At 73.0% G+C, this 25,415-nt stretch carries 22 protein-coding genes and 1 pseudogene; 8 read left to right on the top strand and 15 right to left on the bottom strand.

Translation table 11 applies throughout. The annotated features are described in order from the left end of the window. Nucleotides 1–100 precede the first annotated feature (100 nt). Nucleotides 101–2,224 (top strand): TPM domain-containing protein, encoded by a 2,124-nt coding sequence (locus tag ACZ4XJ_RS17610; protein WP_468496674.1) that lies wholly within the window; start codon nucleotides 101–103, stop codon nucleotides 2,222–2,224. A gap of 70 nt (nucleotides 2,225–2,294) precedes the next feature. Further along, nucleotides 2,295–3,023 carry a PspA/IM30 family protein gene (locus ACZ4XJ_RS17605; RefSeq protein WP_468496673.1) on the top strand — a complete coding sequence of 243 codons (729 nt, stop codon included), beginning with the start codon at nucleotides 2,295–2,297 and terminating at the stop codon, nucleotides 3,021–3,023. Between the two features lie 95 nt (nucleotides 3,024–3,118). Here the strand turns inward: ACZ4XJ_RS17605 and ACZ4XJ_RS17600 are convergent, their stop codons facing one another. The 7 genes from ACZ4XJ_RS17600 to ACZ4XJ_RS17570 all read right to left on the bottom strand — a co-directional run bounded on the left by ACZ4XJ_RS17600 (nucleotide 3,119) and on the right by ACZ4XJ_RS17570 (nucleotide 11,605). Beyond that, nucleotides 3,119–5,743 carry a SpoIIE family protein phosphatase gene (locus tag ACZ4XJ_RS17600; RefSeq protein WP_468496672.1) on the bottom strand — a complete coding sequence of 875 codons (2,625 nt, stop codon included), beginning with the start codon at nucleotides 5,741–5,743 and terminating at the stop codon, nucleotides 3,119–3,121. Between the two features lie 149 nt (nucleotides 5,744–5,892). Continuing rightward, on the bottom strand, nucleotides 5,893–6,321 hold the full coding sequence (locus ACZ4XJ_RS17595; RefSeq protein WP_362877423.1) for an ATP-binding protein: 429 nt from the start codon (nucleotides 6,319–6,321) through the stop codon (nucleotides 5,893–5,895). A 154-nt stretch (nucleotides 6,322–6,475) separates the two neighbouring features. Further along, entirely contained in the window at nucleotides 6,476–6,910 is a 435-nt protein-coding gene (locus ACZ4XJ_RS17590) for a (deoxy)nucleoside triphosphate pyrophosphohydrolase (RefSeq protein ID WP_468496671.1), read from the bottom strand. 40 nt (nucleotides 6,911–6,950) lie between these two features. Beyond that, a complete protein-coding gene (locus tag ACZ4XJ_RS17585) occupies nucleotides 6,951–7,145 on the bottom strand; it encodes an SPOR domain-containing protein (RefSeq protein WP_362877421.1) in 195 nt (64 codons plus the stop codon). A gap of 620 nt (nucleotides 7,146–7,765) precedes the next feature. Next, nucleotides 7,766–8,518 (bottom strand): GntR family transcriptional regulator, encoded by a 753-nt coding sequence (locus tag ACZ4XJ_RS17580; RefSeq protein ID WP_362877420.1) that lies wholly within the window; start codon nucleotides 8,516–8,518, stop codon nucleotides 7,766–7,768. A gap of 208 nt (nucleotides 8,519–8,726) precedes the next feature. Next, entirely contained in the window at nucleotides 8,727–9,884 is a 1,158-nt protein-coding gene (locus tag ACZ4XJ_RS17575; protein WP_362877419.1) for a DUF4190 domain-containing protein, read from the bottom strand. Nucleotides 9,885–10,030: 146 nt separating this feature from the next. Further along, nucleotides 10,031–11,605, bottom strand: coding sequence for a S8 family peptidase (locus ACZ4XJ_RS17570; protein WP_468496670.1), 1,575 nt, complete (start codon nucleotides 11,603–11,605; stop codon nucleotides 10,031–10,033). 209 nt (nucleotides 11,606–11,814) lie between these two features. Between ACZ4XJ_RS17570 and ACZ4XJ_RS17565 the strand changes: the two genes are divergently transcribed. The 3 genes from ACZ4XJ_RS17565 to ACZ4XJ_RS17555 all read left to right on the top strand — a co-directional run bounded on the left by ACZ4XJ_RS17565 (nucleotide 11,815) and on the right by ACZ4XJ_RS17555 (nucleotide 14,837). Then, the gene (locus ACZ4XJ_RS17565; RefSeq protein ID WP_468496669.1) at nucleotides 11,815–12,927 is read left to right on the top strand and encodes a pyridoxal-phosphate dependent enzyme; all 1,113 of its coding nucleotides are present in this window, start codon (nucleotides 11,815–11,817) and stop codon (nucleotides 12,925–12,927) included. A 96-nt stretch (nucleotides 12,928–13,023) separates the two neighbouring features. Then, complete coding sequence (locus tag ACZ4XJ_RS17560) at nucleotides 13,024–13,857, top strand: isocitrate lyase/PEP mutase family protein (RefSeq protein ID WP_468496668.1); 834 nt, start codon at nucleotides 13,024–13,026, stop codon at nucleotides 13,855–13,857. 44 nt (nucleotides 13,858–13,901) lie between these two features. Further along, a complete protein-coding gene (locus ACZ4XJ_RS17555; RefSeq protein ID WP_362877415.1) occupies nucleotides 13,902–14,837 on the top strand; it encodes an EamA family transporter in 936 nt (311 codons plus the stop codon). A 16-nt stretch (nucleotides 14,838–14,853) separates the two neighbouring features. On the opposite strand, the gene ACZ4XJ_RS17550 is transcribed toward ACZ4XJ_RS17555, so the two are convergent. The 4 genes from ACZ4XJ_RS17550 to ACZ4XJ_RS17535 form a co-directional block, all read right to left on the bottom strand. After that, a complete protein-coding gene (locus ACZ4XJ_RS17550; protein WP_468496667.1) occupies nucleotides 14,854–15,621 on the bottom strand; it encodes a trypsin-like serine peptidase in 768 nt (255 codons plus the stop codon). A 17-nt stretch (nucleotides 15,622–15,638) separates the two neighbouring features. After that, complete coding sequence (locus ACZ4XJ_RS17545) at nucleotides 15,639–16,733, bottom strand: alpha/beta hydrolase (protein WP_468496666.1); 1,095 nt, start codon at nucleotides 16,731–16,733, stop codon at nucleotides 15,639–15,641. Between the two features lie 193 nt (nucleotides 16,734–16,926). After that, on the bottom strand, nucleotides 16,927–18,051 hold the full coding sequence (locus ACZ4XJ_RS17540) for an alpha/beta hydrolase (RefSeq protein WP_362877412.1): 1,125 nt from the start codon (nucleotides 18,049–18,051) through the stop codon (nucleotides 16,927–16,929). A gap of 136 nt (nucleotides 18,052–18,187) precedes the next feature. Next, on the bottom strand, nucleotides 18,188–18,625 hold the full coding sequence (locus ACZ4XJ_RS17535; protein ID WP_362877411.1) for a MarR family winged helix-turn-helix transcriptional regulator: 438 nt from the start codon (nucleotides 18,623–18,625) through the stop codon (nucleotides 18,188–18,190). A 77-nt stretch (nucleotides 18,626–18,702) separates the two neighbouring features. On the opposite strand from ACZ4XJ_RS17535, the gene ACZ4XJ_RS17530 reads away from it, so the two are divergent. Next, entirely contained in the window at nucleotides 18,703–19,731 is a 1,029-nt protein-coding gene (locus ACZ4XJ_RS17530; RefSeq protein WP_468496665.1) for an SMP-30/gluconolactonase/LRE family protein, read from the top strand. A 131-nt stretch (nucleotides 19,732–19,862) separates the two neighbouring features. Here the strand turns inward: ACZ4XJ_RS17530 and ACZ4XJ_RS17525 are convergent. Together ACZ4XJ_RS17525 and ychF are read right to left on the bottom strand one after the other, a co-directional pair. Further along, nucleotides 19,863–20,135: pseudogene (locus tag ACZ4XJ_RS17525) on the bottom strand (AAA family ATPase); the annotation flags it as partial. A gap of 152 nt (nucleotides 20,136–20,287) precedes the next feature. Next, nucleotides 20,288–21,376, bottom strand: a complete 1,089-nt coding sequence (ychF, locus tag ACZ4XJ_RS17520; RefSeq protein ID WP_362877408.1) for a redox-regulated ATPase YchF — start codon at nucleotides 21,374–21,376, stop codon at nucleotides 20,288–20,290. Between the two features lie 296 nt (nucleotides 21,377–21,672). On the opposite strand from ychF, the gene ACZ4XJ_RS17515 reads away from it, so the two are divergent. After that, nucleotides 21,673–22,071 carry a DUF6542 domain-containing protein gene (locus tag ACZ4XJ_RS17515; protein WP_468496664.1) on the top strand — a complete coding sequence of 133 codons (399 nt, stop codon included), beginning with the start codon at nucleotides 21,673–21,675 and terminating at the stop codon, nucleotides 22,069–22,071. Nucleotides 22,072–22,090: 19 nt separating this feature from the next. Here the strand turns inward: ACZ4XJ_RS17515 and ppgK are convergent, their stop codons facing one another. After that, the gene (gene ppgK / locus ACZ4XJ_RS17510; protein WP_468496663.1) at nucleotides 22,091–22,837 is read right to left on the bottom strand and encodes a polyphosphate--glucose phosphotransferase; all 747 of its coding nucleotides are present in this window, start codon (nucleotides 22,835–22,837) and stop codon (nucleotides 22,091–22,093) included. A gap of 75 nt (nucleotides 22,838–22,912) precedes the next feature. Then, nucleotides 22,913–23,926 (bottom strand): 4-hydroxy-3-methylbut-2-enyl diphosphate reductase, encoded by a 1,014-nt coding sequence (locus ACZ4XJ_RS17505; protein WP_468496662.1) that lies wholly within the window; start codon nucleotides 23,924–23,926, stop codon nucleotides 22,913–22,915. Nucleotides 23,927–24,012: 86 nt separating this feature from the next. Between ACZ4XJ_RS17505 and ACZ4XJ_RS17500 the strand changes: the two genes are divergently transcribed. Then, nucleotides 24,013–25,410 carry an APC family permease gene (locus ACZ4XJ_RS17500; RefSeq protein ID WP_468496661.1) on the top strand — a complete coding sequence of 466 codons (1,398 nt, stop codon included), beginning with the start codon at nucleotides 24,013–24,015 and terminating at the stop codon, nucleotides 25,408–25,410. Nucleotides 25,411–25,415: the final 5 nt, after the last annotated feature.

The following is a 25,415-nucleotide window of genomic DNA, read 5'->3' as shown; positions in this document are numbered from 1 at the left end:
CCGGTCGCGGCCGGCCCGTCGGGACCGGGTCGCCGCCGGGAGCACGGCAGGCGGTCCACTCCGGGTGCGGGCGGGGCGAACCGACCATAATCTCCGAAATGTGACTCGGCCCCCCTGGACGAAGAGGCGCTCCGCCGCCCGGATATCCCTGCGCACCGGATCGGCCCTGGCCGCCGCGCTGCTGGCGTTCGGCGGGTGGGGGGTGGTCGGGGCGCCCGCGGCCCGCGCCGAGGATCCCGTCACCCTGTCGCGGCAGGGGCAGGTCACCGACCGCGTCGGGGCGCTGGGCGACCGGCTGCCGGCGGTGACGGCGGCGCTCGACCAGTTGTACGCCGACCGTCGGATCCAACTCTTCGTCACCTACGTCAACGACTTCTCCGGGCGCTCCGCGCAGAGCTGGGCGGACGCCACGGCCCAGAAGAACGGGCTGGGGCAGAACGACGTCCTGCTCGCGGTGGCGACCGGGGACCGGCAGTACGCCTATTCGGCCGATACCGAGTCCGGTTTCACGGAGCGGCAGCTGGCGGACGTCGCCCGGACCGCCATCGAGCCCGCCCTGCGGGAGAACGACTGGGCGGGCGCCGCGATCGGCGCGGCGAACGGCTACGGCGCGGTGCTCGGCGGACTGCCGGTGCCGGTCCCGGCCATCACCCCCGGCGCGGCCGATCCGGGGGGCGGCGCGGGCGGCGGGAGCGGCGCGGGCGACTTCGTCCTGCCGGTCGTCGCGGTCGGCGCGGCCGGCGCGCTCGGCGCGTACGCGTACAGCCGCCGCAAGCGCGGCAGGGCCGGCGGCGGCCGCGGTGCGGCGACCTCGCACGCGGGCTGGGACGGGCAGCGCGCGGAGATGCCGCTGCCGGAGCTGGACGCCCGGGCCAAGGCGCTGCTGGTCGGGACGGACGACGCGGTCCGCACCAGCACGGAGGAACTCGGCTTCGCCTCGGCACAGTTCGGCGACGAGGCCGTCGGCACCTTCACGGAGGCCGTGGCCCACGCGAAGGACGAGCTGACGCACGCCTTCCGGCTGCGCCAACAGCTCGATGACGCCTACCCGGAGGACGACGCGACCCGCCGCCGGATGCTGGACGAGATCGTGGCCCGCTGCACGGAGGCCAACCGTCGGCTCGACGCGGAGTCGGAGGCCTTCGACCGGCTCCGGGACCTGGAGAAGAACGCCCCGGGGGCGGTGGAGACCGTCGAGGCGCACTTGCGGGAGCTGACCGGCCGGACGACGACGGCGGTGGCCACGCTGACGGCGTTGGCCGGACGGTACGCGGACTCCGCGTCGGCCCCGGTGGCCTCCAACCCGGAACAGGCCAAGGACCGGCTGCTGTTCGCGACGACCCATCTCGGGGAGGCCCGGGCCGCGCTCCACGAGGAGCAGAACGGCCGGGCGGCCGTGCACGTACGGGCGGCCGAGGGCGCGGTGGACCAGGCGGCGACCCTGGTGGACGCGGTGGAGCGGCGGGCCCAGGAGCTGGCGGAGGCGGCCGGGAAACTGCCGGGCGCGCTGACCGAGACGGAGTCCGACCTCGCCGACGCCGCCGGGCTGCTGACCGGCACCGCGGAGGGCGTCTCGACGGCGGACCTGCGCGGCCGGATCGGCCGGGCGCAGGCCGTACTGGCGGACGTGCGCCGGGAGCAGGAGGCCGGACGGTACGACCCGATCGACGCGCTGCGGCGCGTGGAGGAGGCCGACGCGGCCCTCGACGGGGCGTTGGCCGGGGCGCGGGAGCAGGAGACGGGCCGGCGCCGCGCGGCGGGCCTGCTGGACCAGGCCCTGCTGTCGGCCCGCAGCGCGATCGGCGCGGCGACGGACTACATCACCACCAGCCGGGGCGCGGTCGCCAGCCAGGCCCGGACCCGGCTCGCGGAGGCGCAGCGGCACCTGGAGCGTTCGGTGTCGCTGGCCGCGACGGACCCGGCGGGCGCGCTGACGGAGGCGCAGCAGGCGGATTCGATGGCCCGGCAGGCGCAGCAACTGGCGGAGCAGGACGTACGGGCGTACCAGAACCCGTACGCCGGTTCCCGCGCCGGCGGCGGCCGGGGCGGCGCCGTGCTCGGCGGCATCATCCTCGGCGAGATCCTGCGCGGCGGCGGGGGCTTCGGCGGGGGCGGGTACGGCGGCCGGGGCGGTTTCGGCGGGGGCGGCGGCGGGAGCCGCGGTCCGGGCTCCTTCGGCGGCGGCGGGACGCGCGGCCGGATGGGCGGTGGCGGCCGCTTCTGACCGACCGGCGCGACCGTGGCCACGGCGACCCGGCCACCGGATGTTGACGTTCCCTCACCAGGAGAGACCCATGAGCAAGCAGACCATCCTCGGCCGCGTCACCCAGCTCGCGAAGGCCAACATCAACGCGCTGCTGGACCAGGCGGAGGATCCGCAGAAGATGCTGGACCAGCTGATCCGCGACTACACGAACAACATCTCGGAGGCCGAGCAGGCGGTGGCCACCACCATCGGCAACCTGCGGATGCTGGAGGCGGACCACAAGGAGGACCGGGACGCGGCGGCCGAGTGGGGCGACAAGGCGCTGGCGGCCAGCCGGAAGGCGGACGAGCTGCGGGCGGCGGGGAGCGCCGCGGACGCCGACAGGTTCGACAACCTCGCGAAGGTGGCCCTCGGCCGGCAGATGCAGTCGGAGCGGGAGGCGAAGACGGCGGAGCCGACGATCGCCGCCCAGAGCGAGGTCGTCGACAAGCTGAAGTCGGGCCTGGCGTCGATGAGGGACAAGCTGACGGAGCTCCAGGCGAAGCGGGACGAGCTGGTGGCCCGGGCCAGGACCGCGCAGGCGCAGAACACGATGATGGACGCGGTGAAGAACATCGACGTCATGGACCCGACCAGCGACCTGAACCGGTTCGAGGAGAAGGTCCGCCGGGAGGAGGCCATGGCGATGGGCAAGCAGGAGCTGGCGGCGTCCTCCCTGGACGCGCAGTTCGAGTCCCTGGAGGACCTCGGCAGGAGCGCGGAGATCGAGGACCGCCTCGCCGCCCTCAAGGCGGGCCGGCCGGGCCGGGCGGCCTGACCCGGATCCGGACCGACCCCCGGCCCGGGCGGCGGGGGGTGCGACGGCGGTGCGCGGTGGCGCGCCCCCGCGCCCCCCGGCGCCCCCGCGCCCGGCTATCCGTACAGGCCGAGGAGCTGTTCCGCCGTCAGTTCGGTGACGGACTCGCCCGGGCCGCCTGGCATGGGCAGCGGGAGTTCGAACCAGACGGTCTTTCCCCGGTGGGTGCGGCGGGTGCCCCAGCCCGCGGAGAGCAGGCCGACGAGTTGCAGGCCGCGGCCGCCCTCGTCGGTGTCCCGGGCCCGGCGGCGGCGGGGTTGGGCCAGGTTCGCGTCCCACACCTCGCACACCAGGGTCCGGTCCAGCAGCAGTCGGAGCCGGATCTCGCCCTCGCCGTACCGCAGCGCGTTCGTCACCAGCTCACTGACCAGCAGTTCCGTGGTGTCGAGCAGGCCTTCGAGCCCCCAGGCGGGCAGCTTGCCCCGGGCCAGTTCGCGGGCGCGACCGACCGAACGGGCCTCGCGGGGCAGTTGCCAGTCGCCGACCGCGTCCAGGGGCAGTCCCTGGACGCGGGCCATGAGCAGGGCGATGTCGTCCTCCCCGTGCCGGGTGTCGAGGGTGTTCAGTACGTGGTCGCAGACGTCCTCCAGCGGGCGCACCGGGTCCGCGAGGGCTTCGCGCAGTCCGCGCAACCCCTCCTCCAGCGGGTGGTCGCGGGATTCGACCAATCCGTCGGTGTAGAGCGCGAGCAGGGCGCCCTCGGGCAGTTCCACCTCGACCTCCTCGAAGGGCTCGCCGCCCACGCCGAGCGGCATCCCGGTGGGGATCTCCAGGAGCAGGCCGGGGCGGGGGGCGCCGCCCTCCTCGGCCGGTTCGACCAGCACGGGCGGCATGTGGCCCGCGTTGGCGATGGTGCAGCGCCGGGTGACCGGGTCGTAGACGGCGTACACGCAGGTGGCGAGGTACACCTCGGAGCGGTCGGCGTCCCGCGAGTGCAGGGCGGCGCGGGACGCCTGCTGGGAGCCGCCGGGGGCGCCGAGACCGCGCGCGACCTCGTCGAGGGCGGTGAGGACCTCCGCCGGTTCGAGGTCCAGCAGGGCCAGGGTGCGGACGGCGGTCCGCAGCTCGCCCATGGCGACGGCGGCGCGCAGGCCGCGCCCCATCACGTCGCCGACGACGAGCGCCGTGCGGTGTCCGGGCAGCTCGATGACGTCGAACCAGTCCCCGCCGACCTCGGTCGCCGCGTTCCCCGGCAGGTACCGGCAGGCGATGTCGAGGCCGGCGGCCTCCGGGTCGCCGGGGGGCAGCAGGCTGCGTTGCAGTATCAGGGCCCTTTCGTGTTCCCGCCGGTAGAGGCGGGCGTTGTCGATGCAGACGGCCGCCCGCGCGGCCAGTTCGACGGCGACGGCCCGGTCCCGCTCGCCGAAGGGCTCGCTGCCCTTCGTACGGGAGAACTGGGCGAGGCCGACCACCGTGTCGTGGGCCACCATCGGCACGAGCAGCGTGGACTGCACGAGGTCGTCCGATCCCCCGGCGGGGGTGAGCCGGGGCCGCGCCGTGCGCAGGGCGAGCGCCCCGGGCGAGGCGGCCGGATAGCGGTGGATCTCCCCTACGGATACCAGCGCGCCGGGCCCCGACAGCGGGGCGTCCGACACGGCCGAGGCGAACGCGACCCGCCGCAGCGGCGCGGACGGGGCGCGGCCGGCCCCCTGGCCGGGCAGCGAGGGCACTCCGGGCCCCTGCGGGCGGGCGGGGCGGTCGTCGTCGCCGAGCAGCAGCCCCTGGTACAGGTCGACGGCGGCCAGGTCGCAGAAGCCGGGGACGGTGACGTCGAGCAGTTCCCGGGCGGTGGTCTCCAGGTCGAGGGAGTTCCCGATCCGGTGCCCGGCCTCGTTGAGGAGCGCGAGGTTGCGGCGCACCCCGGCGGCCTCCCGGGCGGCGAGGTGCCGGCGGGTGACGTCGGTGCCGAGGCCGGCGATGCCGATGGGCAGGCCGGTGCCGCCGTGGACCCGGTAGAGGTTGATGGACCAGTGGCGCTTCTCGCGGCTGCCCGGCGCCGCGCCGGTGATCCTCAGGTCGGTGACGGACTGACCGGTCTCCAGGACCCGGCGCAGGGCGTCGGCCATCCGGTCGGCCTCGTGGGCGGGCAGGTAGTCGTGCACGGTCCGGCCGCGGTGTTCCTCCACGGCTCCCCCGAACACCGTCGCGAAGCGGCGGTTGGCGCGCTGCACCGTGAGGTCCGTACCGAAGAGCAGGAACCCGAAAGGAGATTGGCCGAATATCGCCTGCGAAGCCGCGAGATCGGATTCGATCCGCCGCAGCGCGCGCACGTCGACCACGACGCACAGCGCCGCCCGCTCGGCGGCCTCGGTCAGCGTCGGCATCACATAGATCTCGGCCACCCCGTGCGCCCCGTCGCCCTCGGGCAGCCGGAAGGGGACCAGACCGGTCCACTCCTTGCCGTCGAGGATCTCCGCGACCTTGCGGTGCCCGCCGGCCCGCAGCTCCGGGGGCATGAAGGCCTCGACCGGATCGCGCCCGACCGCCTGGGCGGCGGTGAGCCCGAACAGCTCCTCGGCGCGCAGGCTCCATTGGTCGACGAGCCCGTCCGGACCGATCGAGAAAGAAGCGACCTTTATGTAGTCATATATCGAGCCAGGCGGACTGCTGTGCCACAAGGAGTCGTGCCACGTCTCCCTGGGCACTCGGCCCTGATGTGCCTGCGCAGGTATCTCGCTCACGCGACCGTCCCCTCCAGCTCACCGCAACCGGACCGGCCATGACCGAAGTATTCAGCACCACGGCCCCGGACGGCACGGCGTTCACGATCACAAAAAGGTCCCGTTGTTTTCGAGCCATGTCCGGTGATCGTTGGCCACCCTTCACCTTGTTACTCACCAGGAAGAGCCAACTCGAACCACACAGTCTTGCCCGATTTCCCGTGACGGGTTCCCCAGCGCTGTGCCGAGACGGCCACGAGGTGGAGTCCCCGGCCCCCTTCGTCGTCCGGCTGGGCGACCTTCGCGCGGGGCGGATCCGGAAGCGGATCGGAAACTTCCACGAGCAGCGCGTCGCCGCCCGCGAGATCCCCGGCGGCCGGTTTGCGCCGTACCAGACGGACCCCGATGGGGCCGGAGGCGTAGCGCAGGGAGTTCGTCACCAGCTCACTGACCAGCAGGACGGTCACATCGCCGACGGAGTCCAGGCCCCAGGAGCGCAGGGTGCCGCGGACGGCGTGGCGGGCGGTGCGGACGGCACCGGGTTCGGCGGGGAAGGCCCATTCGGCACGTTCACCGTCTGCGTCGATCACGCCGATCACTTCCCGGGCCAGCGGTGACCCCAGTCCGGTTCGTCGGGGACGAAAGGGGGACGAGATAGGGATTAATAGCGACATACCCGATATTCGGGGCGTCGTACCACTCGATCCCCCACGCACCGGCGCACGGTGGCGCAGACGGCCTACCGCGTGAGCTTCACGCGCCCCGGTGCGCCCCGTCGTGCGGCTCCGGGAGCGCGGCGGCGCGCAGCCGGCGCCCGGCCTCGGCGACCGCGGGCCGGTCCTGGTCGAGCCAGTCGACGGAGTCCAGTTCCGCGGGCCCCAGCCAGCGCAGCTCGTCGTGGTCCTCCAGCGGGGCGGGCTCCCCGGACACCAGCCGGGCCGTCCACACGTGCAGCACGAGACCCGGCTTGAGCGGCCACTCCCCCGGGATCCGCTCCAGCGCCTCGGTCTCGACGCCGAGCTCCTCGCGCAGTTCGCGCACCAGCGCCTCGGGTACGGATTCGCCGGGCTCGGCCTTGCCCCCGGGCAGCTCCCACCGTCCGGCCAGCTCGGGCGGGGCGCTGCGCCGGGCGGCCAGCAGGCGCCCGTCATGACAAAGGGCTCCGCCCACGACCACGCGTTCAGTCATGGACGGAGCCTATGCCAGTGCCGTCGGGGTTCCGGCGGCCTCAGTTCGTGGTGGCGGTCTGGCTGCCCTGTCCGATCCGCTCGACCCAGTAGAGCTGCTTGTGTCCCCGGTCGTCGAGGCTGTCGACCACCTTCTGGGCCTCGACCCGGGTGGGGTACCGACCCACCCGGTAGCGGTTGCCGTTGTCGTCCTGACGTATGACCAGCCACTGGAGCAGGGCACCGCTGTCGTTCATCGCGCTTCACCCTCCGCCGATGTACCTGCCCAGGAAACCGCATTGCGCATATGCCCGAGCTTACGCCCGACCTTTACTGTGCGGATACGGTTTTTCACGAAGAGGTACCTCGGGGGCGTACGCATCCGGCCAGGCGTACGAATGACATGCGCGCCGGAGCGTCCTCGCAGGTGCGTGGAGGTGGCGGCCCGGCGAACGGGTCGGCCCGGGCCGGGCCGGGCGGTCCGCGGTGCCCGGGGGCTCGTACGCCGTCCCCGAGGCGGAGCGGATGCGCGGGCGGCGCCGTCCGCGACCTCCGCGCCGGAGCGGTTCACGACGTTCGGCCCGGCCGGACCGTTGCTTCCCCCGGTCGCCCGCGCGGTCAACGGACACGACGCGAGCGCCGGTCCGGCGGCGACCCTGGCGGAGGAGGGCCCCGGCACCGCTACCGCCGAGCCCGCCGGGGGCATGGCTCGACACCGCGAAGCCGATCACCATCGCGCCGAAACCCACCGGGTGGACGGCGCCCAGGAAACGCCGATCGCGCCGACCGCGGGGGTCGGCGCCCCCACCCGGCGCACGCCACCGCGCGCCCCGCCGGGGTCGGGGGCGGCGTTCGCGCGGGGTCGGTTGTCGTGCGGCTACCTCACCGGTAGGTGGTACGCGAGGCGGTAGCGGTCCGCCGGGACGACGACGTCGGCCGTTTCCACCGCCCGCCCGGACGCGAAGTACGTACGGCTGACGACGAGGACCACGTGGCCCGGTACCCCGCCGAGCGACATGATCTCCTCCGCCAGACCGGGTCTCGCGCCGACCTCCTCGACCACGTTGTCGACGACCACGTCGATCGCGGCCATCCGGTCGACCACCCCGGAGCCGCCCAACGGCCCCTCCTCCGGCAGCATCACCGGGGTGCGGCCGGTCACGGCGAGCGGCTCCCAGGAGGTGGAGAGCATCATCGCCTCCCCCGCGTCGCGGAACACGTACCGCGTGCGCATGACCCGGTCGCCCGGTTCGATGCCGAGCCGCTCCGCGATCTCGGCCGGCGCCTGCGCCTGCTCGCTGTTCGACTCCCACGTGCCGCGCGCGCCCGTCTCCGCCTGCTCCTGCCGGAACGGCGTCGACGTCCCGCCCGTGCGGTAGCCGGAACGCGCGACCCGGCGCGGTACGGGTTGCTCGCGGACGTAGGTGCCGGAGCCCGAGCGGCCCTCGACCAGCCCCTCGGCCATGAGGACCTTGCGCGCCTCCAGGGCGACGGTGTCGGAGACCCCGTACTCCTCGCGGATCCGGGCCTGTGAAGGGAGCCGGGCGTGCGGGGGCAGGGACCCATCGACGATCTTCCGTCGCAGATCACCGGCGACGCGAAGATAGGCCGGCTGCTCACCGAAAGTCACTGGCCACTCCCATCAGGTTGACAGACAGCTACACCCTGGCAACCGACGGTTGTACTGCGCAAGCACGGGCCAGAGTTTCACCCGAAGTGATGAAGCCAGGTCACCCAAACCCGTGACCACCCGTTACCCACGAGGCCCCGGACCGATCCGACCGCCGTTGCGCGTACCGACCCCGCGAAGGACCCCGCCCGCCCCGGCGCCCGCACCCTCAGACCGACTCCGCGGAGGGCGCGCCCCCCGCATCCTCGCCCGCGTCACCCGGGTGGTCCTCAAGCCACTCCGGAACCTCGGTCGACAACCCGTAGGCGCCGCGCAACGCCCGCTCCGTGTCGACGGAGACCGCCGCCAGCGCCTGGTCCCACGCGGCCTGGAAATCGGCCGGGCGCGACGCACCCGACGCCTTCTGCCACGCCCGGCGCGCCGCCTCGATCTCCCCCAGCTGCGCGGCCGCCGCCGGACCCGTCCCCGGCCGCCGCGTCACGTCCTGGAGCATCCGGACCTCCGCGCCCAGCGCCTCCTCGACCTCCCGCGCCCACGTCCGGTACCGCGGCAGCGCGTCGGCGACCTCCGCGTCGGGACCGCGCCCCAGCGCCTGGTCCGCCGTGTTCAGCGAACGCAGCAGGGTCACCTGCTCCGGCGTCAGCATCCCCTCGTCCCGGCGCAGGCTGCCCCGGTGCTCCTCCCCCGAGGTGCCGATCACGCAGATCAGGCGCCGGTCGCCCTCCCGCCAGGACTCGCGCGTGGGCGCGAAGTAGAACATCTCCGCGTAGCCGGGCAGGGCCCAGGTGTCCATCGCGTACGCGTCCTGCGCCTTCCAGCACAGGTCCGTGACCGTCTGCTGGAGCTGCTGCGTACCCGGGAAGGAGGCGATGTCGAGCAGGGTCGTGGAGGTCACCTCGGCGTCGTGCACCTGCCCGCAGCCGATGCGGTGGGCGAGCGGGTCCTCGTCGAGGAGGTCGCCGCCGGGGACGTTGAAGCACTCGCCCGCCCGCAGCTCCTCCAGGACGGCCGGCTCGCCCTCGGCCCGCTCGTACGCGGGTGACGGGCCCATCCGGTCGAGGAAGGCCCTCCCGTAGGCGTCGACGCCCACCGCCGCGACGACGGTCATCACCAGCGAGAGGACCAGGCCCACGACGGCCAACGTCCGACCCCGCTCCCCCTTGCGCGCGATCTGCACCAGCGCCACGACCCCGAACACGATCCCGAGCGGCGGGAAGCACAGCAGCCCGACCAGCAGGGAGGCGAGGGCGAACCCGTTGAGCGCCGGCGGGTACGCGTGGGCCGGCGGCCCCCACGCCGGCTGCGGGGGCGGCGGAGGCCAGTGGTGGCCGGGACCGGGGGCCTGCGGCGGGGGCGGGGTGCTCACAGGGTGAGGGGCTCCATCACGGGGGGCGCGAACGAATGCGCGAAATAGTACGCAGCGGGGGCGACCGGTCATCCGGTCGCCCCCGCGTTCATCGCGCGATCCAGCCTGTTATCGCGCCCCTTGCCACCCGGTCGCCCGGGAGGTCATCAGAACTGCAGCGCCCACGAGTCGATCTTGCCGACGTCGGCGCCCGCCAGGTCGGCGACCCGCAGCTTCCAGACCCCGTTGGCGACCTCGGAGGAGGCGTTCACGGTGAAGGTCTGGATGATGTTGTCCGCGCTGCCGCCGGTGCGGTTGCGCAGGTTGTAGACGGACCCGTCGGGGGCGACCAGGTCGACCTTCAGGTCACCGACGTAGGTGTGCTTGATGTCGACCGGCACGCTCAGCGTGGCCGGGGCGTTGCCGGAGATCCCGCTGACGGTGATCGGCGACTCGACGGTGGCGTTGTCGTTGATCGCGTAGTCGTTGAGGTTCTCGAAGCGGGTGCCCGGGCCGGGCGGGGTGGTCCCCGCGCCGACGTTCAGCAGCCGGTTCGGGGAGCCGGCGCCGGGACCGGTGACCACGTTCGGGGTGGCCGCGGCGACCAGGCCCGCGGAGACCTGAGCCGGGGTACTGGCCGGGTTCTGCGAGAGGTGGATCGCCGCAGCGCCCGCGACGTGCGGGGAGGCCATGGACGTGCCCGAGATGGTGTTCGTCGCGGTGTCCCCGGTGCCCCACGTCGAGGTGATGTTGGAGCCCGGCGCGAAGATGTCCAGGATGCTGCCGTAGTTGGAGAAGCTGGACTTGGCGTCGGTGTTGGTGGTGGAACCGACGGTGATGGCCTCGCCGACGCGCGCCGGGGACTTGGTGCTCGCGTCCGTCGACTCGTTGCCCGCCGCGACCGCGTACGTGATGCCGGCGGCTATGGAGTTGCGTACGGCCGTGTCGAGCGCGGAGTCCGCGCCGCCGCCGAGCGACATGTTGGCGACGGCCGGCTTGACGGCGTTGCGCGTCACCCAGTCGATGCCCGCGACGACCTGGGCCGTGGTGCCCGAGCCCTGGTTGTTGAGCACGCGGACCCCGACGATCTTGGCCTTCTTGGCCACGCCGTGCGCCGTGCCGCCGACGGTGCCCGCCACGTGGGTGCCGTGGCCGTGGCCGTCCTGGGCGGTGTTGTCGTTGTCGATCGCGTCGTAGCCGTAGGAGGCGCGCCCGCCGAAGTCCTGGTGGGTGATCCGGACGCCGGTGTCGATGATGTAGGCGGTGACGCCCTCGCCGGCCTTGTCCGGGTAGGTGTAGCTGTTGTCCAGCGGGAGCGCGCGCTGGTCGATGCGGTCCAGACCCCAGGACGGCGGGTTGGGCTGGGTGGCGTCGACGGTGAAGAGGCGGTTCTGCACGACCGACTTCACGGCGGGGTCGGCGGCGAGCTTTCTGGCCTGCGCCTCGGAGACCTCGACGGAGTAGCCGTTGAGGGCGGCGCTGTAGGTCCGGTCGATCTTCGCGCCGTACCGCTTGGCGACGGCCTTGCCGCTCTCGGCGGTGGAGCGGGCGGCGGAGTCGTTCAAGGTCACGATGTAGCTGCCGGAGATCGCTCCCTCGACACCTGCGTTCTCGATGACGCCCAGTGCGCCGCGGTCGGCCGCCGAGGCGGGGAGGGCGGCGGCCGCGCCGAGAGCGAGGGCCACGACGGCGGTCGCGCTGATGCCGGCGATCTTCCGGCGGGTGTGACGCATCACGGACATGTGAGGGGTCCTCCTCATAGGTGGTGCGCTGCGGGGGGTGTGCGACGGCGCACGAAGACCCTGAAAGGCATGTCCATGACAATGAACAGCGCCCAACAGGCCGTCGCTTCCGAAAGGTTGACCCACCTGTGCGCCATCCCACAAGAGGACAACGGACGCGTAACATCCGTGCCATACAACGGCCATGATTGAGCAAAGGCGTTCCGCACATGACGCACGCACTCCCTGGTTATCTCTGCCCCGAGGACGGCACCCGCGCGGACGTGCGGACCGCCCCGTGGTGCTGCCCGGTCTGCGGTGGCCCGTGGGACCTCGACTTCGCACCGGATCCGGCCATCGCCCTGGAGCCGGCCGCCGGCCCGCATTCCCTGTGGCGTTTCGCGGCCGCGCTGCCGCTGCCGGGGGCGTTCTCGGTATCCCTGTCCGAGGGGCACACCCCGCTGGTGCCGCTGGCGGAACGCGTTCACGCCAAACTCGACTTCCTGATGCCGACCCTGTCCTTCAAGGACCGCGGCGCCGTGATGCTCGCGGAACTGGCCCGCCGGCTGGCGCCCGAGCGGGTCGTCGCGGACAGCAGCGGCAACGCCGGCACCTCCGTCGCGGCCTACTGCGCGCGGGCCGGCCTCAGTTGTGAAGTTTTCGTGCCCGAGGGCACCTCGCAGAAGAAGACCGAGCAGATGCGGGCCCACGGCGCGACCGTACGGATCGTGCCGGGCGGCCGCGAGGCCACCGCACTGGCCGCCCGGGCCGCCGCGGACGCCCCCGGGGTCTTCTACGCGAGCCACGTCTTCAACCCCTACTTCCTCCAGGGCACGAAGACCTACGTGTACGAGATCTGGGAGGCCATGGCGGGCCGGCTGCCCGAGGTCCTGGTCGTCCCGGTCGGCAACGGCACCCTGCTGCTCGGCGCCGCGCTGGCGGTGGAGGAGCTGGCCCGGCGCGGGGTGCGGCCCCCCGCCCTGATCGCGGTGCAGGCGACGGCGGTCGCCCCGCTGGCCACGGCGTTCGCCGCGGGGGCGGAGGACGCCGATCCGGTGCCCCAACTGCCGACACTGGCCGAGGGGATCGCCATTCCGGCGCCGCCGCGGGCCCGGCAGATCCTGGCGGCCGTACGGAAGTCCGGCGGCACGTTCCTGACCGTCCCGGACGACCGGCTGCGCGAGGCCCAGCGCGACCTGGCCGGCCGCGGCCTCTTCGTCGAGCCGACGGCGGCGGCCTGCTGGGCGGCGGTCCGCCCCGGCGCCCCCGACGACCCCCTCCGGGGCCGCACCGCGGTGATCCCGCTGTGCGGCGCGGGGGCGAAGACGGGCCTGGCGACGTAGTCGACCCCGCGGCCGTCGGGTCGGCGCGGCCCGGCGAGGTGACACGGTGTCGGGAATTCGCCGGCCCGGGCGGGGCCGCTCTGGTGGACTGCGTCCATGACCGACACCCGTGACCCCGCCTCCCGTGACCTCGCCTCCCGCGCCGCCGCCTTCGCCGCGCTGCACACCCCCGCCGCCCCGCTCGCCCTCGCCAACGCCTGGGACGTCGCCAGTGCCCGCGTCGTCGAGGCCGCCGGGTCCCGCGCCGTCGCCACCACCAGCGCGGGCGTGGCCTGGTCCCTCGGGTCGCCCGACGGGGACGCCCTGGCCCGCGAGCGGGCCCTCGACCTGATCGCCCGCGTCGCCGGCGCCGTCTCCGTACCCGTCACCGCGGACATCGAGGGCGGCTTCGGCGCCGACCCCGCCGGGGTCGGGGAGACCGTGACCGGGGTGCTGGCCGCCGGCGCCGTCGGCGTCAACATCGAGGACGGCGACCGCGCTCCCGCCGACCAGGCGGAGCGCCTGGCCGCGGCCCGCGCCGCCGCCGAGGCCTTCGGGGTCCCGCTCTTCATCAACGCCCGCGTCGACACCTACCTGCGCGGCCTCGGCGCACCGGAGACCCGGCTCGACGAGACCCTGGCCCGCGCCGCCGCCTACCTCGACGCCGGCGCCTCGGGGATCTTCGTGCCCGGCGTGGTCGACCCGGACACCCTCGCCGAGCTGGCCAAGGGCATCGGGGCCCCGCTCAACGTCCTCGTCGGGCCGGCCGCGCCGTCCGTCGCCGCGTTGGGCGCCCTCGGGGTGGCCCGGGTCAGCCTCGGGTCCTGGGTCGCGGAGGCCGCGTACGCCGTGGCCCGTCGCGCGACCGAGGAACTGCTCGCCGGCGGCACGTACGGCTCGCTCGCCGACTCGCTCCCCTACGGCGAGCTGAACGGCCTGCTCAAGGGCTGAGATACCCGGAAGCCCCGACGGGCCGACGACCCTAGGATCCCGGCATGCGCACCTCAGCCCCGACCGTGAGCGGCCCGGCCGCACCCCCGACCGGCAGGATCACCGGCGCGGTCTGGACCGCCCTCGCCCTGGTGTACGTCGTCTGGGGGTCGACCTACCTCGGCATCCGGATCGTCGTCGAGACGATGCCGCCGTTCCTCTCCGCAGGCGTCCGCTTCATCATCGCCGGCCTGCTGCTGGCCGGCATCGTCGCCCGGCGGTTCGGGCCGGCGGCGCTCAAGGCCACGGGCGCGCAGCTGCGTTCGTCGGTGCTGGTCGGGCTGCTGCTGATCCTGGGCGGCAACGGCCTGGTGGTGCTCGCCGAGCGGGACGTGCCGTCCGGACTGGCCGCGCTGCTGGTGGCGAGCGTGCCGATGTGGGTGGTCGTGCTGCGGGCGGGCACCGGGGACCGGCCGCCCGTGCGGACGCTGCTCGGGGTGCTGGTCGGTCTCGCCGGGCTGGCGGTGCTGACCGGTCCGGGGCTGAGCGGCGAGGTCCGGCTGTCGGGGGTGCTGCTGGTGGTGGCCGCGTCGGTGCTGTGGTCGCTGGGCTCGTTCTCGGCGTCGAAGTTGCCGCTGCCGGGCAACCCGTTCACGGGCAGCGCCTACCAGATGCTCGCGGGCGGGACGGGCGCAATCGTCGTCGGCCTGCTGCGCGGCGAGCAACGCGGCCTGGACCTCGGCGCGTTCTCCACGGCGTCCTGGGTGGCCCTGGCCTACCTGGTGCTGATCGGGTCGGTGGTCGGCTTCACCGCGTACGCGTGGCTGCTGCGGGCGGCGCCGCTGTCGCTGGTGTCGACGTACGCGTACGTCAACCCGGTCGTGGCCGTGGCGCTGGGGGCGCTGATCCTCGACGAGGCGCTGACCTGGCCGATCCTGCTCGGCGGCGGGATCGTGGTGGCGGCGGTCGGCGTGATCGTCAGCACGGAGCGCGGGAAGTAGCGGGAGGGGGGGCGCGTCAGCCGCCGGCCGCCCGCTCGTAGAGGGCCTTGGCGCGCTCGTCGTAGAGCGCGGCGGTGGAGTCCACGTCGGTGTCGCCGCCGCTCAGCACCCCGATCAGCCGGCCGGGGCTGCCCGTGCCGCCGCGGTCGGCGATCCAGGGGCTGCCGCTGGTACCCGTCCAGAATCCCGAGCAGCTGATGTACAGCATGTCGGGGTCCTCGTCGTCGTGGCGGGTCCGGGTGGTGCAGGAGACCGGCTTGTTCTGCGGGTTGTGCTCGGACTCCGGGTAGCCGATCACGGTCACCTCGCGCTCGTAGCCGGAGGTCCAGTCGGGTCGGGGGGCCTCGCCGGCGCCGACGCGCTGTTGGAGGCTGCGTCCGTCCTCGTCCGGCTCGACGGTGAGGAAGGCGAAGTCGGCGGTGTCGTCGCCCCACTTCGTCCAGCGTTCGTCCACGTGGATCGAGCGGACCTTCCACACGCCGAGCGGCTGGGTGCCCGCGCCCTCCCCGGAGAAGGCGGGGGCGAAGGCGAGCTCGCCGATGGCGAGACCGTCGTGCGCGACCTCGCCCGGGCTGCCGTCCTCGCCCGCCGGGGCCACGCAGTGCGCGGCGGTGGCGACGACGTTGCCCCGGGGGCTGTCGACGACGCTCGCGGTGCACCAGTGCTCCCCGCCCGCCATGAGCACGCCCACGGTGGGGAACGGGTGCACCGACCGGTCCTCGGACGCCTTGAGGAGGACGACGGCGGCCACCGCCGCGATCCCCGCGACGGCGGCGGCCGACACGCTCCACACCACCGGGCTCAGCCCACGGCGGGCTCGGGTGTCGGTGCTCGCAACACCTTGCTGATCCACGCCAGCGAACCCTCCCTCATGCCGCGTACGTACGACTTTCCGTTGTGCTCACCATCCTGGATCACCTGGAGCCGGGTGTGCACGGGACCCTTGCCGTACTGCTTCATGAACTTCTCGGCCTGGGCCCGGCCGCTCTCCTTGGTGCCGATCTGGAAGTTGATGTAGACGTCCGGGCCGCCGGTCCTGATCAGCTTCTCGGCGAGCTTCTCCGGGTTGTTCTCGTCCATGGCCTGCCGGTTCCCCTTCCAGAGCGGGGAATCGGGGACGAAGTCGACGCCGCTGGCGATGACCGCCTTGAAGCGTTCCGGGTACTTCAGGACGTGCTTGAAGGCCCCGAAACCGCCCGAGGAGGAGCCCATGAACGCCCAGCCGTCGCGGGAGGTGAAGGTGCGGAAATTGGCCTTCGCGAAATCCGGGACGTCATCGGCCATCCAGGTGCCCATCTTCGGCTGGCCGGGGATGTCCGAGCCGTCGAAGTGGTTCTTGGCGTCGGCGTTGATCACCGGCATGACGAGGATGAAGGGCAGGCTGGTGCCCTCCCGCACCCCGTCGATCACGGCCTGCTGGAGACCGAGGCCGGGGCCGGTGCCCCAGTAGTTCTTGGGGTAGCCGCGGCCTCCGGGCAGGGAGATCAGCACCGGGAAGGCGCTCTTGGCGTACTGCGGCTCGTCGTACTCCTTGGGGACCCACACCCACACGTCCCCGGTGAACCCGGACTTCGCCCCGGTCAGGGTGGTCACGGCGATCTGTGTGCCGTCCGGCAGCCTGCTGGTACGGCTGAAGCCGGCCTTCGGACCGGTGGGCATCAGCACCTCGGGCCGGATGTCCTCGGCGGCCGCCGACTCCTGGATCTTCCCGAAGGACACCGGATCCCCTATGTCGGAGAAGAGGCCGGCCCAGTACGCCGCCCCGCCGCCCCCGGCGACGAGGAGCAGCGCGAGGGCGCCGATCAGGAGCCGACGGCGGCGCTCGGGGCGACGACCGCCCCCGGTCGTGGGGCCCCCGGTCACGGGGTTGTCGTCGCCTTGCTGGTCTTGCTGCACGGATTGTTCCCGTTCCTTCTGCGGCGCCCCGGTGGGGCGCGAGTCGGACCGATAGGTCCCCCTTACACACCTGACAGAGGTGTGAACGACCGTATGGGTTGCCTGGGACCGGGGCGACGTGGCGAGGGCCACGCGGGGAGGACGGGAACGGGACGGGCGGCGGGGGCCGGGGCCGCGGCGGCGGCCGGACGGATCAGCCCGCTTCGGGCTTCGGGCCCTTCAGGACCTTGCTGACCTCGGCCAGGGCGCTCTCCTTCATGCCCCGGACGTAGTCCCAGCCGTTGTGGTCGCCGCCCACGATCTCGTGGATGGTGACCTTGACGGGGCCCTTGCCGAACTGCTGCTGGAACGTGTTCAGGCGCGCCCGGCCGCCCTCCTTGGTCCCGTACTGGAAGGCGACGTGGACCTCGGGGCCCTTGGCGTCGATCAGCTTCTGCGCCAGCTTCTCCGGATTGTTGGCGTCCATGTCCGCCTGGTGGCCCTTCCACAGCGGGGAGTCGGGAACGATCTCACCGCCGTTGGCGATCACGGCCTTGAACCGGTCCGGGTGCTGCATGACGTGCTTGAGGCCGACGAAGGCGCCGGAGGAGTTGCCCATGAAGGCCCAGCCGTCGCGGGACTTGTACGTACGGAAGTTGGCGCGGGCGAAGTCCGGTACGTCCTCGGACATCCAGGTGCCCATCTTCGGCTGCCCGGGTATGTCGGAGCCGTCGTAGTAGTACTTGGCGTCCGGGTTGAGGACGGGCATGACGAGGATGAAGGGCAGGCTGGTGCCGGCCTTGGCGCCCTCGCTGACGGCCTTCTGGAGGCCGAGGCTGCGGTCGGACCAGTAGTTGGCCGGGTAGCCGTTGCCCCCGGGGAGCGCGATGAGGACCGGGAAGGCGCTCTTGGCGTACTTCGGGTCGTCGTACTCCTTGGGGGCCCAGACCCAGACGTCGCCCTCGAAGCCCGACTTGGCTCCGACCAGTCGGGTCTTGGCGATGATCGTGCCGTCGTCGAGCTTGGCGGTCTGCTTGAAGGCGGCCTTGGGGCCGGAGGGCATGAGGACGTCCGGGTCGCCGCTCGGGGTGGCCGGCGCGACGGCGTCCGGGGACGTGGACTTGGCCCCGCCCTCGGCCGGCGCGCCCTGGTTGTTCTTGCCGAAGCTGACGGCCTCGCCGTTGCCGGAGAACCACTCGTACTTCCAGGCGGCGAAGCCGGCGCCGCCGAGGACCAGCGCGCAGGCGACGCCCGCGCCGATCCACATCGCGCGCCGGGACCGCCGGGGCGCGCGCTCGGGCTCGCGGCTGGACGGCGGCTGCTGCGGGTACTGGTGCACGAACTTCGCTCCGAACGATCATGGCTGCCCCGGGCGGGACAGAACGGCTGGACATCCCGTTGGTTCTGATGGACGAACGCCCGGGACAGTTCCACAACACGGGGAGAACTTGCCCCGAACCTCGGGGGCGGGGCGGTTACCTCAGGGTGTCGAGCACCTCGGCGCAACGGCCCAGCAACCCTACGAGCCGGGCCCGTTCCTCCTCGGAGAAGGCGGCGGCGAGCGCCCGCTCGACCCGTACGGCGGCCTCGTCGGCCAGGTCCAGTACGGCGCGGCCCTCCTCGGTGAGGCGGGTCTCCAGGACGTTGCGGTGCCAGGCGTGGGGGGTGCGTTCGATGAGACCGCGTTCCTGGAGGTTCTTCAGCACCGTGTTCATGGTCGGCGGGGTGACCCCGCAGAGCCGGGACAGGGCCGCCGCCGAGATGCCGGCGTTCTCGCCGAGCCAGTAGAGGGCGGCGTACTGCGGAACCGTTACTGCCGCCGGCTTGAGGGCGGCGTTCTTCGCCCCGAGGAGCGCCTGCTCGGCGCGCTTGACGTGCGAGCCGATGCGCTCCTCGGCGGGCATGGAAGTCATGGGGGCATCCTACGACCCTTGCCAATCATTAGGGTTCTAACTACTGTGCGCCTACACCTGATCGAAAGAGGACACCCATGCCCATGTGGTCGAAGTTCCTGCCCGTGCCCCTCCTGCTGGCCGCCGCGCTGTCGCTGGGGGCGGCGCCGTCCTCGGCGTCCGGGGGGTCCTCGGCGTACGGGCCACCCGGGTCCTCCGGTCCCGCCGCCCGGGTCACGACCGCCTTCACGCTGCCCGGCGCGAAGGTCTACCCCGAGGGGATAGCGGCCGACGATCGTACGGGCACGGTCTACGTCGGCTCGTACGCGGACGGCACCGTCTACCGCGCCCGCCCGGGAGCCCGCACCGCCGAGGTCTTCCTGCCGGCCGGCGCGGACGGTCGCACCACCGCGAACGGCCTGCGCGTCGACGCTCGCGGCCGCCTCTGGGTCACCGACTCCACCAAGGGCGTCACCGTCTACGACACCCGGACCGGCGCCCGCCTCGCCCGCTTCGACGTCCCCGGGGACGCCCCCCGCTTCGTCAACGACCTCACGATCACCCCGGACGGCTCCGCGTACCTCACGGACAGCCTGCGCGGGGTGATCTACCGGGTCACCCCGGGGCAGTTGGCCGCCGCGCGGTCCTCCGGCGGCGGCCCGCTGCGCGTCGCGTACGACCTGACGCCGTCCCTGCGGCCCCGTCCCGCCAGCGGCTTCAGCCTCAACGGCATCGTCTCGGACCCGGCGGGCCGCTACCTGCTCACCGTCGACATGCCGGAGGGCGAGCTGCTGCGCGTCGACCTCCGCTCCGGCGCCGTCGGCCGCGTCGCCCTGACCGGCGGGACCCTCACGTCCCCCGACGGGCTGGACCTCGCCGCCGACGGGACCCTGCGGGTCGCCCAGAACGTGCCCAACACCCTGACCCGCTGGCAGCTCTCCGCCGACGGCACCCGGGGCCGCCTGACCGGCACCCTGACGGACCCGTCGCTGCAGATCCCCACGACCCTGACCCACCGCCCGGGCCGCACCCTGGTGGTCCGCTCGCAGTTCGACAAGGACGGCCCGCTGACCCCGTCCACCGGCGCGCCGACGACGTTCACGATCGCCTCGGTCCGCGGCTTCTGACCGACGGACCACCGCTCACCGCTCGCGGGGACGGACGGTAACGGTGGGGGCCGCCGCGGGAGGGGGCCGGCGGCGGGGTGATCGCCTCGGCCCGCTGGGCGACGTCGGCCGGCCCGGGGCTGTGGCGGCGCGGACGACAGCATCTGCCACGCCTCGTCGGGCCGCTCCTCGTCCAGTAGCTTCGCCGCCTTCGCGAGCCACAGGTCGCGGCTCGACTCCAGCCGGAAGTCCACGTACCCGCCGATCCGGAACCGCGAGAGCAGCGGCGTACGCAGCCGGGCGCGCGGCGCGCCGAAGGCGTGCGCCCGGGCGTACATCGCCGGGACGGCCTCACCCCGCCCCAGACCCGCGGCGTGCAACCCGAGCCACGCGTCGGCAGCCCCCGGATCGTGCCCGACGGCCACCCGGAAGGCCAACCCCAGCGAACGCAGGTCCTACGAGGGGGCGCCCAGCACCCATCCAGCACGGTGACGACGAAGGGGCCGACTCCCGCAGGAGCCGACCCCTTCTGACCTGCATGTTCGCCCCGTCAGCGACGTGGTGTTACTGCAGCCGCTCAGACGTTGAAGCGGAACTCCACCACGTCGCCGTCCTGCATGACGTACTCCTTGCCCTCCATGCGGGCCTTGCCCTTGGAGCGGGCTTCGGCGACCGAGCCGCATTCGACGAGGTCGGCGAAGGAGATGACCTCGGCCTTGATGAAGCCGCGCTGGAAGTCGGTGTGGATGACGCCGGCGGCCTCGGGAGCGGTGGCGCCCTTCTTGATGGTCCAGGCGCGGGTTTCCTTCGGGCCTGCCGTCAGGTAGGTCTGGAGGCCGAGGGTGGTGAAGCCGACGCGGCCGAGGGTGGCCATGCCGGGCTCCTCCTGGCCGACCGACTGGAGGAGTTCGAGGGCCTCGTCGTCCTCCAGCTCGATGAGCTCCTGCTCCAGCTTCGCGTTCAGGAAGATCGCCTCGGCCGGGGCGACCAGCGCGCGCTGCTCGTCCTTGAAGGCCTCGTCCGTCAGCTCGTCCTCGTCGACGTTGAAGACGTACAGGAACGGCTTCGTCGTCAGGAGGTGGAGCTCGTGGAGCAGGTCGCCGCGCTCGGTGCCCTTGGTGATGCCCTTCGAGAAGAGGGTGTCGCCGGCTTCGAGGATCTTCTTCGCCTCGACGACGGCCGCGAGGACCGCGACCTTCTCCTTCTGGAGGCGGGACTCCTTCGTCAGGCGCGGCTCGGCCTTCTCGATGGACTGGAGGTCGGCGAGGATCAGCTCGGTGTTGATCGTCTCGATGTCGTCCTTCGGCGAGACCTTGCCGTCGACGTGCACGACGTTCTCGTCCTTGAAGGCACGGATGACCTGGCAGATGGCGTCCGACTCGCGGATGTTCGCGAGGAACTTGTTGCCGAGGCCCTCGCCCTCCGACGCGCCGCGCACGATGCCGGCGATGTCGACGAAGTCGACCGTCGCCGGGAGGACCTTCTGGGAGCCGAAAATGCCCGCGAGGACGGCCAGACGCGAGTCCGGGACGCCGACGACGCCGACGTTCGGCTCGATGGTGGCGAACGGGTAGTTGGCCGCCAGCACGTCGTTCTTGGTCAGGGCGTTGAACAGGGTCGACTTGCCGACATTCGGCAGGCCGACGATTCCGATCGTGAGCGACACGTTGGCGACTTCCCGTAGCTGGAGGGGGCGGCGGCCCGGAGGTGGGCCACCGGACAGTTTACTTTCAGATGAGTGCCACTCGATGTACGCGTGTCCGGGCGGCCGAACGGGGGCCTCACGCCTAGTTTGGTGGGGTGGAGCAATACAGGATGCGTTCGGTACGTCACCCTCAGGCGCCCCAGACGCCTCAGCCGCCCCAGGAGCCCCCGGCGCCCCGGCGTGCGGCGCCCGTCGGCGGCGTGCCCGCGCAGGCACAGCGGTTCCGGCCCCGGGTGCCGGCCGGTCGCCGTCGTCGGATGCCCCGGCCCCGGCTGACGGGGCTCGGCGGCGGGCTGCTCGCGTGCACCGGCACGCTGTTGGCCGCCGGGATCTGCTGGCTGCTCTTCGGGGCCTCGCTGTTCGTGTACGGGCTGCTCTTCCTGCCCGTCGCCGCCGTGACCGCCCTGTGGGTGCGCCCGGCCGACCTGATCACGGCGCCGATCTCCGTCCCGATCGCCTTCGCGGTCGGGGTGTGGCCCGTCTCCGGCGGCTCCGGCGGCTTCGCCGGGGAACTCATGGGCGTGGTGTCCGCGCTCTCCCTGCACGCCGGCTGGCTGTACGCGGGCACCCTGATCGCCGCCCTCATCGCGCTGGCCCGCCGCGCGGTGCTGAGCGACCGCCGCCGCGCCGCCCGACGCGGCACGGCGGCCCACTGACGGCACCGGTCCGTACGCGCTACCCCGCCAGGTCCCGCGCCGCCATCGCCGCGCCGACGATGCCGGCGTCGTTCTGCAGCTTCGCCGGGACGATCTCGGCCCGGATGCCCTCGATCAGCGGGACGAACTTCTCCGGCTTGCGGCTGACGCCGCCGCCGAGGATGAAGAGGTCCGGGGAGAACAGCATCTCCACGTGGGCCAGGTACTTCTCCAGCCGGCGGGCCCAGTGCGGCCAGCTGAGGTCCTCGTCCTCCTTGGCCTTGACCGAGGCGCGGGTCTCCGCGTCGTGGCCCTTCAGTTCGAGGTGGCCGAGCTCGGTGTTCGGTACGAGCAGGCCGTCTCGGAAGACGGCGCTGCCGATGCCCGTGCCGAGGGTGAGCAGGATGACCGTGCCCGAGACGTCGCGTCCCGCCCCGTAGGTGATCTCGGCGATCCCCGCCGCGTCGGCGTCGTTAAGGACCGTCACCTTGCGGCCGCCCAGCCGCGAGGACAGCAGGGACGCGGCGTCGAGGCCGATCCATCCCTGGTCGACGTTGGCGGCCGACCGGGTGATGCCGTGCGTGACCACGCCGGGGAAGGTGACCCCGACCGGGCCCTTCCACGAGAAGGCGTCCACCACCTCGGCCACGCATCCGGCCACCCCCTCGGGGGTGGCCGGATGCGGTGTCAGTACTTTGTGGCGCTCCTGCGCCAGCTCGCCGCGGTCCAGGTCCACGGGAGCGCCCTTGATCCCTGAACCGCCGATGTCCACACCGAAGATCTCCATGGGATCACCGTACGAAGCCCGCGCGCCGGGAGCTAGTCGTCCGGGCCGATGGGCCCGGCGTTCGAGCCCCCGGCCTCAGCCCTGCGAGCCGCCCGCGACCAGCCCGGCCGCCTCGGCGCGCAGGTCGCGGCGCAGTTCCTTGGGCAGCGAGAAGACGATCGACTCCTCGGCGGTCTTGACGATCTCGACGTCCGCGTACCCGCGCCGCGTCAGCCACTCCAGGACCTCCTCGACCAGTACCTCCGGCACCGAGGCGCCCGAGGTGAGGCCGACGGTGGTGACGCCCTCCAGCCAGGCCTCGTCGATCTCGGACGCGAAGTCGACCAGGTGGGCGGCGCGCGCGCCGGCGTCGAGGGCGACCTCGACGAGGCGGATGGAGTTCGAGGAGTTCTTCGACCCGACGACGATGACCAGGTCGGAGTCGGCGCCCATCACCTTGACGGCGGCCTGCCGGTTCGAGGTGGCGTAGCAGATGTCGTCGCTCGGCGGCGAGACGAGCAGCGGGAACTTGGTCTTCAGCGCGTCGACGGTCTCCATCGTCTCGTCCACCGAGAGGGTGGTCTGCGACAGCCAGACGACCTTCGACTCGTCGCGCACCTCCACGTTCGCGACGTCGTCGGGACCGTCGACGATCGTGATGTGGTCCGGCGCCTCGCCGGAGGTGCCGATGACCTCCTCGTGGCCCTCGTGGCCGATGAGGAGGATGTCGAAGTCCTCGTTCGCGTAGCGGATCGCTTCCTTGTGCACCTTGGTGACCAGCGGGCACGTCGCGTCGATCGTCGCCAGCTTGCCGCGCGCGGCCTCCTCGTGGACGACGGGGGCCACGCCGTGCGCGGAGAACATCACGATGGAGCCCTCGGGGACCTCCTCCGTCCGCTCGACGAAGATGGCACCCTTCTTCTCCAGCGTCTGGACGACGTACTTGTTGTGCACGATCTCGTGCCGTACGTAGACCGGCGCACCGTACTGTTCCAGGGCCTTCTCGACGGCGATCACGGCTCGGTCCACGCCCGCGCAGTAGCCGCGGGGGGCGGCGAGCAGGACGCGGCGGGATGCGGGAGCGGGAGCGGGTGCAGTCATGCCCTCCATCGTACGGGGGCCTCCAGCAGGCCGTACGTCCCCCGTCCGGCACACACTTGCCCGAAACCCTGTCCCGCCTATCCCTCGGAGGACGGATGGCGTCCGTCACGGATTCCGGTACGCCCGCGCCCACCGCCCTGCGGCGGAGCCTCGGCTTCCGGGACCTGGTCGTCTACGGTCTGCTCTTCATCGCGCCCATGGCGCCGGTCGGGGTCTTCGGGACCCTGGACGCGAAGTCGCACGGGGCGGTGGCGCTGGTCTACCTGGTCGCGACGGTCGCGATGGCCTTCACGGCGTTCAGCTACGCGCAGATGGTGCGGGTGGCCCCGCAGGCCGGTTCCGTCTTCACGTACGCCCGCAAGGGGCTCGGGGAGGGGCCGGGGCTGATCGCCGGCTGGATGGCGATGCTGGACTACCTGCTGATCCCGGCGGTGGCGTACCTGTTCTCCGGGATCGCGATGAACGCGCTGGTCCCGGAGGTGTCCCGGTGGGTGTGGACGGCCCTCGCGGTGGTGATCACGACCCTGCTGAACCTGTGGGGCGTACGGGCGGCCGCGCGGGTCGGGTTCGCCGTGCTGGCCCTGGAGATCGTGGTGCTGTTGGTCTTCCTGGTCGCGGCGGTGGTGGCGCTGGCGGACGGCGGGGCGCGGCGCGGCTGGCTGTCGCCGCTGACCGGGGACGGCTCGCTCGGCTTCTCGACGGCCGCGGTGCTGGGCGCGGTGTCGGTGGCGGTCCTGTCGTACCTGGGCTTCGACGCCATCGCCTCGTTCGCGGAGGAGGTGACGGGCGGTTCGGCGCGGGTGGCGCGCGCGGTGCTGTTCTGCCTGGCGGTGACCGGGGTGCTGTTCATCGCGCAGACCTATCTGGCGGCGCTGCTGACCCCGGTGTCCTCGGCCGAGCTGGCCGCGGATCCGGGGCTCCAGGGGCCCGCCTTCTACGACACGGTCGAGTCGGCGTCGGGGTCGTGGTTGCACGACCTGGTGGCGGTGAGCAAGGCGATCGGGGCGGCGTTCGCGGCGTTGGCCGGGCAGGCGGCGGCGGGCCGGCTGCTGTTCGCGATGGCCCGGGAGGGCCGGCTGCCGCGGGTCCTGGCCCGTACGTCGGACGGCACCCCGCGGGCGGCGCTGCTGGTGGCGGCGACGGTGACGCTGGTGGCGGCGGTCTGGGCGGCGCGCCGCGACGACGGCCTCGACCATCTGGTGTCGGTGGTGGACGTGGGCGCGCTGGTCGCGTTCACGCTGTTGCACGCCTCGGTGGTGGGCTGGTTCGTGGTGCGGCGCGCGGGGGGTCCGCCCAACTGGTGGAAGCACCTGGTGGTGCCGGTGCTGGGGGCGCTGGTGACCGTCGCCGTGATCGTCGAGGCGTCCTGGGAGGCGCAGGTCGTGGGGGCGGTGTGGCTGGCGGTGGGCCTGGGGGTGCTGGTGGCACAGCGGGGCCGACGGACCCCCGAACGCTCCGACGGGCCCGGCACCGGTGTCGGCTCCGGCGGCTAGCCTGC

The organism is Streptomyces sp. NPDC029836 (assembly GCF_055574495.1).
Note: the sequence above shows the minus strand (reverse complement) of the source record. Positions and strands in the feature narration are given on the sequence as shown.